This window comes from Chryseomicrobium palamuruense, assembly GCF_042649045.1.
Classification (GTDB): domain Bacteria; phylum Bacillota; class Bacilli; order Bacillales_A; family Planococcaceae; genus Chryseomicrobium; species Chryseomicrobium palamuruense.
Genome location: NZ_JBHSEF010000016.1, coordinates 56,883 through 73,719, shown reverse-complemented (window position 1 = coordinate 73,719; position 16,837 = coordinate 56,883). Strand labels below are relative to the sequence as shown.

Annotated in this window: 13 protein-coding genes and 2 riboswitches; of the genes, 3 read left to right on the top strand and 10 right to left on the bottom strand. The window is 44.5% G+C overall.

What is annotated here, in order from left to right:
* Positions 1–318: 318 nt before the first annotated feature.
* From ACFO0S_RS06835 to ACFO0S_RS06805, 7 genes are all read right to left on the bottom strand, one after another.
* Complete coding sequence (locus ACFO0S_RS06835) at positions 319–1,650, bottom strand: NCS2 family permease (protein WP_378141052.1); 1,332 nt, start codon at positions 1,648–1,650, stop codon at positions 319–321.
* A gap of 101 nt (positions 1,651–1,751) precedes the next feature.
* A riboswitch (purine riboswitch) is annotated at positions 1,752–1,853 on the bottom strand.
* Positions 1,854–1,931: 78 nt separating this feature from the next.
* Entirely contained in the window at positions 1,932–3,485 is a 1,554-nt protein-coding gene (guaA, locus tag ACFO0S_RS06830; RefSeq protein ID WP_378141051.1) for a glutamine-hydrolyzing GMP synthase, read from the bottom strand.
* Positions 3,486–3,620: 135 nt separating this feature from the next.
* A riboswitch (purine riboswitch) is annotated at positions 3,621–3,722 on the bottom strand.
* 32 nt (positions 3,723–3,754) lie between these two features.
* Positions 3,755–5,929: a transglutaminase TgpA family protein gene (locus ACFO0S_RS06825; RefSeq protein WP_378141050.1), complete on the bottom strand. Its 2,175-nt coding sequence runs from the start codon at positions 5,927–5,929 to the stop codon at positions 3,755–3,757.
* Complete coding sequence (locus tag ACFO0S_RS06820; RefSeq protein WP_378141049.1) at positions 5,926–7,062, bottom strand: DUF58 domain-containing protein; 1,137 nt, start codon at positions 7,060–7,062, stop codon at positions 5,926–5,928. Before ACFO0S_RS06820 ends, ACFO0S_RS06825 begins: the two co-directional genes overlap by 4 nt.
* 41 nt (positions 7,063–7,103) lie before the next feature.
* Positions 7,104–8,054, bottom strand: a complete 951-nt coding sequence (locus ACFO0S_RS06815; protein ID WP_378141048.1) for an AAA family ATPase — start codon at positions 8,052–8,054, stop codon at positions 7,104–7,106.
* A 118-nt stretch (positions 8,055–8,172) separates the two neighbouring features.
* The gene (nadE, locus tag ACFO0S_RS06810) at positions 8,173–8,997 is read right to left on the bottom strand and encodes an ammonia-dependent NAD(+) synthetase (protein WP_378141047.1); all 825 of its coding nucleotides are present in this window, start codon (positions 8,995–8,997) and stop codon (positions 8,173–8,175) included.
* Positions 8,994–10,475: a nicotinate phosphoribosyltransferase gene (locus ACFO0S_RS06805; protein ID WP_378141046.1), complete on the bottom strand. Its 1,482-nt coding sequence runs from the start codon at positions 10,473–10,475 to the stop codon at positions 8,994–8,996. Before ACFO0S_RS06805 ends, nadE begins: the two co-directional genes overlap by 4 nt.
* Positions 10,476–10,748: 273 nt before the next feature.
* Between ACFO0S_RS06805 and ACFO0S_RS06800 the strand changes: the two genes are divergently transcribed.
* The 3 genes from ACFO0S_RS06800 (at position 10,749) to ACFO0S_RS06790 (ending at position 13,669) form a co-directional block, all read left to right on the top strand.
* Complete coding sequence (locus ACFO0S_RS06800) at positions 10,749–11,981, top strand: MFS transporter (protein ID WP_378141045.1); 1,233 nt, start codon at positions 10,749–10,751, stop codon at positions 11,979–11,981.
* 97 nt (positions 11,982–12,078) lie between these two features.
* Positions 12,079–12,780 (top strand): gamma-glutamyl-gamma-aminobutyrate hydrolase family protein, encoded by a 702-nt coding sequence (locus ACFO0S_RS06795; RefSeq protein WP_378141044.1) that lies wholly within the window; start codon positions 12,079–12,081, stop codon positions 12,778–12,780.
* Complete coding sequence (locus ACFO0S_RS06790) at positions 12,767–13,669, top strand: dipeptidase (protein ID WP_378141043.1); 903 nt, start codon at positions 12,767–12,769, stop codon at positions 13,667–13,669. The genes ACFO0S_RS06795 and ACFO0S_RS06790 overlap by 14 nt, the downstream gene beginning before the upstream one ends.
* 266 nt (positions 13,670–13,935) lie before the next feature.
* Here the strand turns inward: ACFO0S_RS06790 and ACFO0S_RS06785 are convergent, their stop codons facing one another.
* The 3 genes from ACFO0S_RS06785 to ACFO0S_RS06775 form a co-directional block, all read right to left on the bottom strand.
* Positions 13,936–15,219, bottom strand: a complete 1,284-nt coding sequence (locus ACFO0S_RS06785; protein WP_378141042.1) for an aminotransferase class I/II-fold pyridoxal phosphate-dependent enzyme — start codon at positions 15,217–15,219, stop codon at positions 13,936–13,938.
* Between the two features lie 39 nt (positions 15,220–15,258).
* Positions 15,259–16,026, bottom strand: coding sequence for an exodeoxyribonuclease III (locus ACFO0S_RS06780; protein ID WP_378141041.1), 768 nt, complete (start codon positions 16,024–16,026; stop codon positions 15,259–15,261).
* Between the two features lie 350 nt (positions 16,027–16,376).
* Positions 16,377–16,739: a hypothetical protein gene (locus ACFO0S_RS06775; protein ID WP_378141040.1), complete on the bottom strand. Its 363-nt coding sequence runs from the start codon at positions 16,737–16,739 to the stop codon at positions 16,377–16,379.
* Between the last annotated feature and the right edge of the window lie 98 nt (positions 16,740–16,837).

Here is a 16,837-nt window from a genome sequence, read left to right as displayed (position 1 = left end):
CGCACCCAACGGGGGTCGGGTCGGCGACTTGTATATCTTGACGTCTTGCATGTTCAGTTTTCAATGTTCATATGTCGTTTGAGACAACTTTTATATCATAACATATCTTTTAACACTTTGTCAATTAATTTGTTATTCTGTTTCAGCGACCTTTGTATCATAGCACCCTTCTCTATCTTAGGTCAACTAAATTTTCAGTAGAAATATAATAACATTTTATTCTGAAAAATACAACTGTATTTTTGGATAAAACAACCAAAAATAGAGCTTTGCAAAATGATCTCTGCAAAGCTCTTTCTTCTATAGAGTGTACCTAATTTATAAGAATATGAAATATGCTAGGAAAACAAAGAATAGTCCATACATAATCGGATGAATTTCTTTAATTCTTCCTGCTACTAGCATTGTAAGTGGATAGAAGATAAACCCGATTGCTATTCCTGTGGCAATTGAATACGTAAGTGGCATCATCAGAATAACAAAGAATGCTGGAACGGCTACTTCAAATCGAGTCCAATCAATTCGACCAATCGAGCTAACCATTAGGACCCCTACAATGATAAGTGCTGGCGCAGTGACACTGGCCGTAATGACACTAAGTAGTGGATAGAAGAATAATGACAGTAAGAATAAGATACCTGTCACAACGGCAGCCAACCCTGAGCGAGCTCCCGCTGCCACCCCTGCAGTTGACTCTACATAAGAAGTCGTTGTGGATGTTCCCACAATCGCTCCTGCTGTTGTTGCAATTGCATCCGATAAAAGAGCTTTACTTGCACGTGGCAATTTTTCATCCTTCATTAATCCTGCTTGATTCGCTACAGAGATCAACGTTCCTGCTGTATCAAAGAAATCTACAAATAAGAATGTAAGAACAACAATTAAAAACTGAACAGTCAGCAATGAAGTTGGATCATTAAAGATTGGTTCAAATGCCACACCAAATGTAGAGCTGACGCTTGGTACGTCTCCAACAATTCCAGATGGCATAGGGACAAGCGAGAAGACCATACCTACGATCGCTGTGATGGCAAGACCGTAGAAAATCCCACCTTTGATCCCTTTCACCATCATGACGACTGTAATAATTAATCCGAAGATGGTTAATAGTACATTTGGATCCGCAAGGTTTCCAATTCCAAGTAGCACCGCATCATTGTTCACAATAATTTGGGCATTTTGAAGACCGATGAATGTAATGAATAGTCCAATCCCTGCGCCCACTGCATATTTCAATTCACTTGGGATGGAGTTGATGATCAATTCACGTATTCCAGATAACGATAAAATAATAAAAATAATTCCTGAGAAAAGTACACCTGTTAATGCAACCTGCCAAGGAATTTCCATTGTAAGAATGACTGTGTACGCAAAAAATGCATTTAGTCCCATTCCAGGGGCAAGGGCTATCGGATATTTGGCTAGCAGCCCCATGACAAGCGAACCAATCGCAGCCGCAAGTGCCGTTGCTGTGAAGACGGCGCCTTTATCCATATACATAGAGTCTGGTAAACCTGGTACAGTTTCTAGTGAGAGCGTTAACGGGTTGACCACTAAAATGTACGCCATCGCTAAAAACGTAGTGAGTCCACCGATAATTTCTCGGCGGTAGTTGGTGCCTAGTTCTTCAAAGCGAAAATACTTTTTCATAATTTCCTCCTGTTGCGTCGCGCAGCATTTGAACTACATAAAAAGGGAGCATACGAATTCGTATACTCCCTAAAATAAGCGAAACAAACCGACAGCTATAGTCGGAGTGCTTCACTCATCGTAGTCAGATCATTTACGGTGATCCGGTAGAGACGTTCGGGCCTTATTCCCAAATATATACGACGACTTTATTCATTTATTATAATCTCAAGATAGCATTATAGTAGGCACTCGTCAATAGAAAAACCGAACATTTATTTAATTAAAGTGAATAAAGTTCGTTATTCCCACTCAATCGTTGCTGGTGGCTTCGACGTGATGTCATACACTACGCGGTTAATGTGGTTCACTTCATTTACTAATCGGACAGAAATCTTCTCTAAAATATCCCAAGGAATACGTGCCCAGTCGGATGTCATGCCATCGATGGATGTTACCGCACGAATTCCAATTGTGTAATCGTACGTACGAGCATCGCCCATAACTCCAACACTTCGGATATCCGGCAGTACAGTGAAGTATTGCCAGATATCACGGTCAAGACCTGCCTTCGCAATTTCTTCCCGAAGAATGGCATCGGATTCACGAACAATTTCAAGTTTCTCTTCCGTCACTTCACCTAGTACACGAATCGCAAGTCCTGGACCTGGGAATGGCTGACGCCATACGAGAGATTCTGGAAGACCAAGCTCCGCTCCAAGTACGCGTACTTCATCTTTGAAGAGTGTATTGAGTGGTTCGATGAGTTCAAATTTCATGTTCTCTGGAAGTCCACCCACATTGTGGTGAGATTTGATGGTCTGTGCAGTTGCCGTTCCGCTTTCAATGATATCTGTGTAGAGCGTTCCTTGCGCCAGGAAGTCCATGTCTGTTAACTTGGCTGCTTCGTCATCAAATACATAGATAAACTCGTTTCCGATAATTTTCCGTTTCTTTTCCGGATCGGAAACACCCGCAAGTTTTGACATAAAACGTTCGCGTGCATCAATTTTGATAACGTTCATGTTAAAGCCGTCTGCGAAGATGTTCATCACTTCTTCTGCTTCATTTTTTCGAAGTAGGTTGTGATCGACGAACATACATGTTAACTGATCCCCGATGGCTTTATGGATCAAGACAGCGACAACGGATGAATCCACACCACCAGAAAGGGCACAAAGAACTTTTTTATCGCCGACTTGTTCACGGATTTTTTTCACTTCTAAATCGATGAAGCTCTCCATCGACCAGTCTCCTTTGGCGCCACACACATCAAAGACAAAGTTTTCAATGAGTTGGTTACCATAGACTGAGTGACGAACTTCCGGGTGGAATTGAACAGCATAGAGATTTCTCTCTGGATCTGCCATCGCTGCCACTTCACATGAAGGGCTAGTCGCTGTAACTTTAAAACCTGGTGGTGCAACGGTTACGTGGTCACCATGACTCATCCACACGACTTGCGTTTCTGGTAGGTCATTGAAGAGCTTCGTTTCACCTTGGACATGAATGTCTGCTTTTCCGTATTCACGTTGCAATGCGCGCTCTACCGTTCCACCGTAATAATGAGCCATCAATTGCATGCCGTAGCAAATCCCAAGGATAGGGATATCAAGTTCGTAGATAGCTGGATCTACATGAAAGGCGTTGACGTCATAGACGGAATTTGGGCCACCCGAGAAGATGATACCCACCGCATTCATTTTTTTAATATCTTCCGCCGTCACTGTATGAGGGTGTAGTTCACTGTAAACACCGAATTCACGAATGCGACGTGTAATTAGTTGGTTGTACTGACTACCAAAATCGAGTACGACGATCTTTTCCTGTTCTTTTAACAAAGGAGCTGCTGTCATGGTTCCACCTCATCGATTAGTATCACAAAGACTCGTTTTCCAAAAAAAGACGCATAGATGCCTAGATCTATGCGTCTGGTGGACTACTATTTCATAAATGAAATAACGAAAAGGACGAGCACTGCCGTGCACGTGCATGACAATACCCGTCCTCATAGTCAAGTCGTTTACGGTGACTTGGTAGAAACATCCATACCAGATTAATGGACATATACGAGGCCTGTGTGTATATTGAATTGTTCCTAGTTTACAGCCATTATCTCGCAAAATCAACCGCTTATGCGATTGATTAAATATTCCCAACTTTCCCTCAATCGTTCGCCGTCTTGAAGCGGCTTATTCCCATACAAAATCTGTTCATATTCCTTTGTTAAGGTCATCATGTGATCCCCTCCAAAATACCCATCAATTTGCTTCGCATAACGGGTTAAAGTGAATCCATTTTCACGAGGCAAGCCGTATTGATGAAGAGATTTCAAGAGCACCTTGTACATCTTTTCAAATTGCTCACTCGTTACCTCATTCTTTTTGTATCTCGCAATCCAGAATTTCGGCAGCCACTTTAGACGGTAACGGTACGCTAAAGCACTTCCAGCCAGAAGAACTGCAAGAACTCCGAAAATCCACCATTTCACGCGGTCAAACCATTCTGCAATCGCATCGAAGGAGAAAGAAGATGAAGATCTAGCTGTCGTCGTATCTTCCTGATTCTGTTCCGGCGTTTGCTCTTCCAACTCTTGTTGTTGTTCAGCAGCTAGTGCATCATCCGGACTGAGCTCGATATCAAACTCGATATCGGGTGTATTGGTGAATCCGATTGTCGGTTCAAAAGTCATCCAACCGATTCCCGGCATGTACGCTTCTACCCAGGAATGCGCATTGTTATTCGTGACTTGGAAAACTTGTTCTCCATTTTCTGTTGAAATGACTTCACCTGGAGCAAACCCTTTGACCCACCGTGCGGGAATATCAACAGAACGCAGAAGGACGACCATAGAGGTGGAGAAGTTGTCACAATACCCCACTTTGGTATCAAACAAGAATTGGTCAACGTAATCCGTATCCCCTTCTGGAACGGCCACGTCGTTTTGACTGTAGCTAAACCCATTCGTCCGGAAATACTGCTCAATACTTTTGGCTTGGTCATAGACATTATCTTGCCCATTCGTAATTTCCACTGCCAAATCACGCACGCGTTGCGGCAGTGTGTCCGGTAGTTGTAAGAAACGGCTGAATTCCGGGGCGATTTCAGGCAGGGCATTGATATCTGTTGAACGGAGCTCACTTAACAAATAACTCGGTTCAGAAAACTGCACGGAATAAGAATCAATAGAAACGGCTTCATCATTCACTACAGCATCTAATCGTTGGCTTCGTTCATTAAGACGAACATCAAACACATTACTTTGACCATCGACGACTTCTGCTCCATACGTGTGAAAAAGGAATGGAAATTCAGTTTGCATAACAAATTGCAACGTCTCTTGTACGCCATCATCATTTTGTGGAAACCCTAGATCAAACGTTTCGCGTTGTCTGAAATAAGAATAATCCATTTGCGGCTCCGACTGGATCCACCCCTTGGATGTGTACGTATCTTTCGTTTCCCCGCGGTAATAGTTTCGAGAGGTTGCAGTTACTTGAAACACTTCCGTATCATCACTCAAGAACGAGCCACCCAGTCGGGTATCGTCATCGTCATAGCCTACTTTATTGATACCACCTTCTCCACCCGGACCTACTCCGGATGTCGGATTGGTCGAAGTAAAGTAAGGAACAGGGTCCGGCCATAACGGACCCGCTTTTGGCAACAAGACGGCAAGACCAACTGAGAACAATAACAGAAGTGCAGTAAAACCGAGGCCACGCCACTTCACACGTTCCTGCTTGTCGTGGAGACGAGATACAAATAAGAAAGCACTTGTCCCCAGACCGATGATAAATACGCGAACAATGGCAGCTGCGCCATCATACGGTGTGAATGTATCCAGGACGCTAATGATGAGTATGGTCACAAGGAAGAACAAGAAAACGGTGGTACGCATGCGAATCCAATAGCCAATCAAATAGACCGTCATCCAGAGAAGGACGAAGAACAACAAGGTCCGGAAAGGATTAGTCATTTGCGTCAGGTCGCCTTGAATCAGTTGACCGAGATTAAATGTCCATTCATATATAAAATAACCATTTGCTTCTTGGCTAAATAGCGGAAACATCGTGTACACGCTGATAATAAACCAGTACATGTACAATACTTTAAGAATGCCACTTATCCACCAAGGAACATGTAAAAACAAGAGGACAAAACAGAGAGCTACAAATACATAAAAAACTTGAATATACCCAATGTTGGACAGCTCAGCAATCGGTGCAAGCCATTCTCTAAGAAGTAAGAAGGCGGCTAAAAAACTGACAGCTTCTAAGAGAAATGTTGATTTTTTCATCGTTGCCCCACCTCCCTAAATGCTTCAGTGAATTGCGAAGGAGTCAGGGTGACTACGTTCCATCCACGTGCTTTCAAGTAGGTAGCTTCTTTCGAGTCGACGATTTCCATTTGTTTCTTTTGCTCAGGTTGTATAACAAAACAAATCCCTTCCCTCACTTGAGGAGTGGCACGTACGAGAGCTTCTACGCATTGTCGTTGCAGATGGGATGTTATATATAAGACGCCTTTATATTTTCCGAGTCGTCCTTCTTCCGTCAACATTCGGAGCATCTGCTTCTCGGACACAGCTTCGAGCGTAGCTAAATGACGTCTCGCCTTTTCATAATGCCCTTGGTGGGTCACGACCGGAAGCTCAAGACCCCCAGGTCCCGGAGCGATGAAGGCACCTGTTGCATCCGACTTGGTCATCGCAGAAATGAGACTCAGTGTGAAGTCAATAGTATCATCAAACCCTTCTGCTGCCGTACGGTCTAGATACAACAATGTATCTTGTGCTTGTCGCTCTTCAAAATCTTTCGTCCGGAGGGTTTGATTTTTCGCAAAGGATTTCCAATGGATCCAGGAGACACGGTCACCGGGTTGATATTCTCGAACACCTGTAGCCACAGTGGATTCTTTGTGAAGTTGGTATCTCGCAAGCGCTGCGCCTTGATCGAAGTTGGCAGCGATCGGCATGTAGGTAAGGTCTATCGTTTTCGGGTAGACAAGGAGGGTCTGCTTTTCTTCTACAATTCGATTTTTGCGGACCCACCCTAATAAGTCCACGAGTTCGACTTCCGTCGCTTCAAACGTGTAACTACCACGTGGTAAATTGGCAATAGAATAATAGAGCGTGATTTCCCGACGAAATCCTAAAAAAATCACACGCTGTTGCTTTTCCAGATGACCAAACGGATGCAGGTCGGTGACTTTTGCATAATAAAGTGGCCACCAATCGCTTCGTTTCAATGTGACAAAGACATCGAGTGCCTGCCCTCTAGTTAAATCCGTTTCAGAAAAAGAACGGGTGACAGACAGTTTTGTTGTCGGGTAAAAGTAAATGATACACGCAAAAAAGAGGAAAGGTAGCGTCGCATAAAATAAAAACCAGCTAACAAAGCCACCTTGAAACATCGCATAACTAAATGTCACCACTCCTATGAGTAGGAGTTTTAACAGACCGAGGTGATGCTTCATGTGACGACAGTCCGTTCGACAGGCACCTTCGTCCGCAGGATGATTTGTTTTACGATATCCGAGGTATGAATACCTTCATAACGAGCTTCCGGCTTTAAAATGATGCGGTGTGAAAACACGAAAGGTGCTAAATACTGTACGTCATCTGGTGTGACATACGAGCGTCCTTGCATCAGAGCGTAGGCTTGAGCAACGCGCATAAGCGCAATCGATGCTCGAGGACTCGCACCAAGATACACGTATGGATCATGTCGTGTTCGCGTCGCAAGGTCAACGATATAGGACTTTAACACATCCGATACGTGAACCATTTTTACTTCTTTTTGAAGATCAATCAGCTCTTCTACTGAGATCACCGTTTCCAAGTCATCGATTGGGAACGAATGCTCGAGTGAATTTAACACTTCCACCTCTTCCGTCTGTGTGGGATAGCCCATTTTCAATTTCATAATAAAACGGTCCAGTTGTGCTTCCGGAAGTGGATAGGTTCCTTCATGGTCAATTGGATTCTGTGTCGCCATAACAAAGAAAGGCTTTGGAATCGACAAGGTCTCCCCGTCGACTGTCACAGAAGACTCCTCCATCCCTTCGAGTAACGCCGATTGTGTTTTAGGTGACGTCCGGTTGATTTCATCGGCTAATACAATGTTCCCCATGATCGGGCCTGGACGAAATTCAAAATTCATTTCTTTCGGATTATAAATCGAGACGCCCACGACATCTGATGGTAAAAGGTCAGGCGTGAATTGAATCCTTCTAAAATTGGCACCTGTCGATTTCGCAAGTGCCCGTACGAGCATCGTTTTACCGACACCTGGCACGTCTTCAAGTAAAATATGTCCTCCGGCAAGTAGTGCAGTGACAGACAGTTCAGAGACTTCCCGTTTTCCTATTATGACACGGCTGATATTTTCTAAGACAAGTTGAATCTTTTGTTGTGAGTTCATGAGATACTTCCCCTATCATCGATTCATTTTTTCGAATAATTAGTCAGTTCCTTCTAAGCATACCGAAAGACCTAACGGAAGACAAATAAAGAGGCTGCCTACGCAGCCTCTTCTGTCGTTATTCTTTCCACCATGTGTCAAAGACGGTCACTGGCATCTGGCGCTTGTGACGCGAGCGAAGATAATATCCCTCAATCTTTTCTTTTGCGACTGCATCGATTTCTTTGCCTTCTAAATAATCGTCGATGTGATCATAGGTCACGCCTAGTGCCACTTCATCTGGAATCGCTGGTCGATCTTCTTCGAGGTCCGCCGTCGGAATTTTCATGTATAGATGTTCAGGCGCACCGAGTTCTTTTAAGATGGCCCTACCCTGACGCTTGTTCAAGCGGAAAAGAGGCACGAGATCTGCTCCCCCATCCCCGTATTTCGTATAAAACCCCGTAATCGCTTCCGCAGCATGGTCCGTCCCAAGAACGACACCATTGTACATAGCAGCCACAGAATACTGCGCCTTCATTCGTTCACGCGCTTTTTCATTGCCCTTCGCAAAGTCACTAAGGTCAATTCCTGCTTCTAACAGAGCTTTATCACTTGCATCGACAGCTTCTTTAATATTGATCAGCACTTTCCGGCTCGGCTGGATAAACGCGAGCGCATCTTGTCTGTCATGCTCGTCAAACTGAACCCCATACGGTAGGCTGACTGCGATAAATTCATACCCACCTTTTGTCTCTTCATTCAGTTCGTTGACCGCCATCTGGGCAAGCTTCCCGAGTAATGTAGAATCTTGACCTCCTGAAATACCAAGGACCATCGACTTCAAAAACGTGTGTTGAGTGAGATAGTCTTTCAAAAAATCAATGGTCGTTCGGATTTCCTGTTGTACATCAATTGTAGGTTTCACACCAAGTTCACGAATAATTTCCTGTTGTAATGTCATTTCACTCGACCTCCTGACGATTTATGGGCATCCACCATGTCTTTCACTTCTTGAATGTTACGCATCTTGTTATCCCAACATTTTTGACTCAAGTCGACTGGATACTCTTCCGGATTTAAGGAACGTTTGTATTCATCCCAAAGGACTTCTAAATTTTGTTTCGCAAATGCCTGCATGTCGGGAAGAGTAGGATTTTCATAGATGATTTCTCCGTCTTTCACCACATGATGTTGAAGATCGATGGCTTCAAAGTTCGTCACAAATTTGGAGACGAACGTATGAACCGGATGGAACATCTTGATGCGTTCCTCGGCATTTGGATCCTCATCTTTCATCGTGATGTAATCCCCTTCCGCCTTGCCATTTTCTTTATCAATGATGCGATAAATCCGCTTCTCTCCCGGAGTGGTTACTTTTTCAGTAGTCGACGAGATTTTAATCGTATCTTCCATTTCTCCATGCTCATTCTCAATGGAAACAAGTTTATAGACAGCGCCAAGAGCCGGTTGATCATAAGCCGTAATCAATTTCGTACCGATTCCCCACATATCGACTTTGGCACCTTGCGCCTTTAAGTTGAGAATGGTGTACTCATCTAAATCATTAGAAACTACGATCTTTGCTTCTGTGAACCCGGCCTCATCTAGCAGTCGACGGGCTTCTTTCGACAAGAACGCAATGTCTCCTGAATCCAAACGAATACCAATGAAGTCAATCTTGTCACCAAGTTCTTTAGCCACTTGTATCGCGGTAGGTACACCGATATTAAGCGTGTCGTATGTATCGACGAGAAAGACACACTTCCTGTGACGTTTCGCATACGCATGGAATGCTTCGTATTCGGATTTATAAGCTTGGACCATCGAGTGCGCATGGGTTCCGGAAATCGGAATACCGAATAGCTTACCAGTCCGGACGTTGCTTGTCGCTTCCGCTCCGCCGATGTAAGCAGCACGTGCTCCCCAAATCGCCGCATCCATTTCATGCGCGCGTCGCGAACCAAATTCCATTACAATTTCATCTTTCACAACTTGTTTGATACGAGAGGATTTTGTCGCAATCAGCGTCTGGAAGTTCACAATATTTAATAGAGCCGTTTCAATCAATTGAGCTTCAATTAACGATGCTTCCACGCGGACAAGAGGCACTTGCGGAAAAGCGAGTTCTCCCTCTTGCATCGAATAGATGTTACCAGTGAATCTCAAGTCTTTTAGATAGTCGAGGAAATCGTCCCGGTAGCCTTGATCTTTTAAATAGGCAAGGTCAGATTCTGTAAAATGGAACTCTCGAATAAACTCAAGGATACGCTCGAGACCAGCAAATATAGCATAGCCATTCCCAAATGGTAGCTTACGAAAAAACAATTCAAATACTGCTTTGCGTTCATGCATACCATCTGCCCAATAGGCTTCTGCCATGTTGATTTGGTAGAGATCCGTATGTAAAGTTAAACTGTCATCTGCATAAGGATGCGTCATGTCGTCGCCTTCTTCCTTTCATAATTAGTTCTTAGTATACCCCTTTACCCGATTCAAAGACAAAAATTCATTTCTTTTGAAGTCGAAATAAAGAGACCTGTTCCCTATTATTACACTTCTTCACAATGATGCTCCCTCAAGGTATAGTGTTACTCAAAATAGTAGCGTAAACTTAAAGTGGATGATCGTCACATAAGGAGAGTTCGTTACAACGGCAATAGAGCTAAGCGTTTCAGCGCCAAGCGAATTACAGACAGATGAGGAGCATATAGTATGACATACGACATCGACCGCCAACAAGTATATAAACGAACATTATGGATTGTGGCCATCTCCCAACTCTTTGGCGGTGCAGGACTTGCAGCAGGTATCACAGTCGGAGCATTGATTGCACGTGACCTCTTTGAACTTACGTCACTGACAGGTGTTCCCGCTGCTCTCTTTACGTTAGGGTCCGCATTTACAGCGTATACAGTTGGGAAGCTCACACAGCGCATCGGACGGCGGACAGGACTTGCGAGTGGGTTCTTTTTCGGGGCAGTTGGTGCGGTGGGCGTCATCGCAGGAACGGCACTAGAATGGATTCCCCTGTTCTTCTTCTCCCTATTTGTTTACGGAGCAGGAACCGCGACGAACCTGCAAGCGCGATACGCCGGAACGGACCTTGCCTTGCCTAAACAACGTGGGAAGGCTGTCAGTATTGCGTTGGTCTCTACGACGCTCGGTGCCGTGGCGGGACCGAATCTTGTCGAACCGATGGGCGGGGTCGCTACCACTTTCGGGCTTCCTGCTTTAACAGGGCCTTTTATTCTAGCTGCTGTGGCGTATCTGTGTGCCGCACTCACGTTATTTATCGGATTGCGCCCTGATCCATTTGTTGTCGCGAGACAGTTAGCAAAAGAGGCAGAAGGTAAACAGACGACGATTGAAGAATTCACCAATAAACAAGGCATCTATTTAGCAGCGGCCATACTCATCATCACGCACTTCGTCATGGTGGCGATCATGACCATGACACCAATACATATGGAGAACCAAGGATCGGCACTGTCTGCAGTCGGACTCGTCATTAGTCTTCATGTCGCTGCAATGTACTTACCTTCTCTATTAACCGGAGCGGCGGTCGACCGCATCGGACGTTTACCAATGGCGATCCTCTCGAGTCTTACACTCGGTGTCACAGGAATTTTGACACTCACGGCGTCTGGCCATTCGTTCTGGCAGATGGCGGTTCCATTGATTCTTCTTGGGATCGGCTGGAACTTAGGTTTGATTGCAGGAACTTCCCTGTTGATTGACTCCACAAGTCTTGAGGTCCGAGCAAAGTATCAAGGAAAAATCGATGTGTTTGTTGCGATTTCAGGAACTCTTGGCAGTTTGACTTCCGGTCTGATTGTGGGATACACAAGTTACGCTCAACTCGGTGTCGTAGGCATGAGCCTTGCTCTTCTCCTCCTCCCACTTGTCGGTATCTACCACTTCCGAAAACGAAAGGTGGTCATCTAAGTTGTTTTGGATTTCAGTCTTGATTGGTATCTTTTTAGTCTCGTTTGCTGCATTTGGATTTTTAGTCGTACTCTCGAAAAGCCGAGGAGGACGGTAAGTGCGACCACTCATCGGAATTGTAGGATCGGAAGAAAACCAGCAGTTCACACTCGCGAGTGGTTACGTCCGGGCGATTGAGGAAGTTGGTGGCTGTGCGATTTATCTACCAGGGTCTTTTGACGAAAATCTGCTTGAGACGATACACGGATTTGTCCTGACAGGTGGCGGAGATATTGACCCCTTTCATTTTGAGGAAGCCCCCCTCCCTGGCCTTGGTGAAGTGAACGGTGCACGAGACGTGCGTGAACTGGAACTACTGAACAAACTGACGTCACTGCGTAAACCGGTCCTCGGAATCTGTAAAGGCATGCAGATGTTGAATGTTGCAAGCGGTGGAACGATTTATCAAGATCTTTATTCAATGGAAGGTCGCTCGTTTCTTCAACACAAGGCAAAACGACCTCGGCACGAGGCTCATCATGAAGTCAACGTCGTCCCCGGCAGTTTTCTAGCGAAGTGGATAGGAAGTTCGGTGCTTGCCGTGAATTCTTTTCATCATCAGGCGGTCCATCGTTTAGGTGACGATATGGTAGTTAGTGCAGATGCGTCTGACGGCGTTGTGGAAGCAATCGAGCACAAGGTTTATCCCTGGTATGGCGTACAATGGCACCCCGAAACGATGGTGAGTTGCCCCCATTCCCGTACATTATTTGCTGCATTTATAAAACACACAAAGGAGCTTAATTATGACACTTATTGATCTACACTGTGACCACTTGTATAAATTACAGAAGAATTTTGAGGGTGAACTAGATACATCGATTGAACGCTTACGGGCTGGCGGGATTACTGCTCAGGCCTTTGCCATCTATGTGGAACCTTCGCTTTCTGCGGAAACCGCCTATAAAGCAGCCATGCATCAAGTAGAGCTTTTCCACGAGCACGTACTATCGCACCCGGATGTGCACTGGGTACGCAGCTGGCCAGAGCTTGCTGAACGTTCAGACGGCAAAATCTCTGTCTTCTTAACGCTCGAAGGACTCGAGTGTATCGGCAATGAACTGGCGAAACTGGATGCTTTCTTGGACGCGGGTGTGTTATCCGTCGGGCTGACGTGGAACCCTGCAAACTTGGTAGCAGATGGGTGCGGCGAGCCTCGCGGAGCTGGACTGACGACGTTTGGCAGACAAGTGGTCGCGCGTTTGAACGAGCGACGCGTGTTAACGGACCTTGCCCATATTGCGGAAGCTGGATTCTGGGAAACACTTGAGCTTGCCGAGTTTCCTATCGTGAGCCATGCGAATGCGCGCGCGCTCTGTGACCACCCTCGGAACTTATCGGATACTCAATTGCGAGCGATGATTGAAAAAGGCATTCCGTTACATATCGTTTTTTATCCGGGGTTCATTTCAGGTAAAGACCATGCTGAAATCGACGAGTTGATTGCTCATATCGAGCACATTGTGGCTCTCGGCGGAGAAGACATTATTGGATTCGGTTCAGATTTCGACGGGATCAATGTCAAAGTGGATGGACTGGAACACGCTGGACAGTTCCCTCACCTATTAGAACGTTTAAGCGCGCGATTCAGTGACGAGCAAGTGGAGAAGTGGAAGTACAAGAATTTTTATCGGTATGTGATGGAGTGATTGGGGATTGGTAGGGGCTGTGGTGTGGCTAAGCGGACGCTCATTAGCCATGAATCGCGAATTATTAGCCATGAATCGCAGTTTATTGACCATGAATGAAGAGTTATTAGCCATGATTGGCTTTCTATTAGCCACGATTCGTATTATGTAAACGAAACACCCGGCTCCCACCGAGTTTAACCCTAGCTACCCAAGCCCTTACTAGCAAGATCTGCCCCACATAAAAAGCCGACGCGTGGATTCTTCCATACGTCGGCTTTCGGCATTTATTTGTTTGTTAAGTCTTCGCATCCTTGATAGATCAAGTCAAACAGTTCAGCAAGGTCCTCTTCGTCCACGCAACTGAATGCCACTCGGATGTCTGTCTGGTTGTTCGAGATGACACCAACTCCGTAGTTTTCAAGAATGTGTAAACGGAGCTCTTCCGCATCTAGATTATGAAGTTTCAAACACATAAAATATCCTGAGTTGAATGGATAGTACGTCCAGTGCTTATCGAACTTCGCATCGGAAAGAATCTCCTTCGTTTTCACTGCGCGGCCTTTCATGATGTCGAACTTCTGCTGCTTCTCTACGTTAAATTCAGGTGACTTGAGCGACTCTAGAATCATTGTCTGTGAGATGTGCGCGCCACTTGAAATGGTCCCTCGAATGAGGCCTTTTGTTTTTTGCTCAAGGGCAGCAAGCGTCTCTTTGCCCGCCGCGTACGTAATGAATCCTACACGTAAACCCCAGACATAATTTTCTTTTGTTGCCCCGTCGATTTTCACAGGAAGAATGCGGTCATGGATACCTGCAAGACGGCCAAACAGGGATTCCGTAATGGAGTCTTCGTAGAACAAGCCGAAGTACGCGTCATCCAGTAAGACAACTAAGTTCAACCCGTTATCCGCTGCTTCTTTCAAGACGTCGACAATTTCAATCGCTTCGTCTTCCAGAGGCGTGTAACCAGTCGGGTTGTTCGGGAAGTTTAATAGAACGATAGCTTTTCCGGACTGTTCAGCTAATGCTTGGCGAAGTCCGTTTGTATCAAATCGCGTGTTTTCCGCAAAAAGTGGGAACGTGACAACCTTTCCGCCGCGGCGAACGCCAAAAACGGTGTTGTAATTGCCCCAGTAATGGTTCGGTACAACAAGCGCATCCCCTTCGTCCATAAACAAATCGGCTACAATTGATAGACCATGCGTTAACGCATTCGTGACAATCGGTTTTCCGATGGATTTGCCCACCATGGATGGATTGTCTTTGTATAATTTTTCGAGCCACGCATCACGAAGAGCGGGCTTTCCTTGTGGAGGTGCATACGGGTATACATCTTTCGGTGCGTAGTCGATGTGTTTTTGGATATGTGAAAAGTGCATCGGCTCGCCATTTTCTGTCGCAATTCCGATCGTCGCATTGAATTTATGCGCTTTCTCAGATGCTTCAGCCCCTTGGCTCAAGATGCCTTTTGGATAGAATAAGTTCTTCCCGAGCGACGACAACATGTCGTGGATAGCCGGGTTTTCGTTTTGAATCTGGTTGTTCAGTTGCTGTGCTAATGGATTCACGATTCAGAACCTCCTGCGTTTTTCTATATTGTACGCTATTTAGGTTGAAATTTCTTTGTCTATTTCTAAATAAATTGGACAATGATCACTGCCCATTGTTTCCGGATGCATGCCAGCTTCTGTAATGAATGGAGCCAGTTTCTCAGAAACAATGAAGTAATCAATACGCCACCCGATATTGCGTTCACGTACCTTCGCCATGTAGCTCCACCACGTATAATGCCCTTCTGCTTCCGGATAAAGATAGCGGAACGAATCCACGAACCCATTTTCGAGCAGACGTGTCATTTTCTCTCTCTCTTCAAACGTAAATCCAGAATTGCCGATGTTTGATTTGGCATTTCGAATATCAATTTCTTGGTGAGCGACGTTGAGGTCACCCGTGTAGATGACAGGCTTGGTTAAGTTGAGCAGGGTCAGATAGCTATACATTCGATCTTCCCACTCAAGTCGGTAAGGTAATCTTGACAGGTCGCGCTTTGCATTCGGTATGTAGGTGTTCACAAGGTAAAAGTTGTCGTATTCGAGTGTGATGATACGTCCTTCCGCTTCGTCCGGGTCGTCTTCTAAGCCGTAATGAACCGACAATGGCTCATGCTTTGTGAAGATCGCTGTTCCGGAATAGCCTTTTTTCTCTGCGTCGTTCCAGTACTGGTGATAGCCCAGAAGATCGAGGTCCAGCTGCCCCTGTTGCATCTTCGTTTCTTGAATACAGAAAAAATCTGCGTCTTGCGCGTGGAAGTAATCGAGCCATCCTTTTTTGACACACGCCCGGATGCCGTTGACGTTCCATGAGATGAATTTCATGCTGCAGCCTCCTTTAGTTCGAGACTAGTTTACCATAAAAAAAGACCCGCTAGGCGAGTCGTAAATTTAATATATAGTGTAAATTTTTACTCTTGTACGGTAAAAAAATTGTTATAAAATATAGCTAAAAACCCACAAAAATAGGAAAGACTATAAATTTCATTTGACAGTAAGCTACCTTTCTAACAACTAATAATAAATATATTCAACTATCATTTAGAACGATATGTAAATACTTATGATTAATTCAATGAAATAGAGAGACTTACTTCAAAAACTTATGATTACACAAATCTGATGTATAGAAACCTCTGATTAGCACAAAGTATAAAAACCCATTATAAAATCTATCAAAACCGTTCAAAAATTTGCAAACCCTTACTATTAAATTGGTTTATTGTTCCCACTACAAATTCCGTCCTATTTTTTGAAACATATCTATTAAAGTAATCCTCTATTTCAAACAAAATTTGAAGGTCAGTGTTTTGGACAAAGTCTAATAACAATTCTTGAACTGAGAACTGAGCTCCAATTGGTAACTCAGAAACTTTCTTTATAGTATGTTGTAAACAGAGTTCAAATTCGCAATTTCTATATGCATTTTTTAATATTTCCAATAGATATTCTTCAACATCTAAAAAATCAAATTCTTTCGCTTTATGCTTAAGCAATTCATTTGTTTTATTGTCTAGTGACAATACATATGTTTTCATTTATTAATTGTTCATCCCCAATTCGTAAAATTAGAATAACATCAAATATATCTATAGCTGTACAATAAAAAACAAATTAGGTGACGTCCAGTTAAATT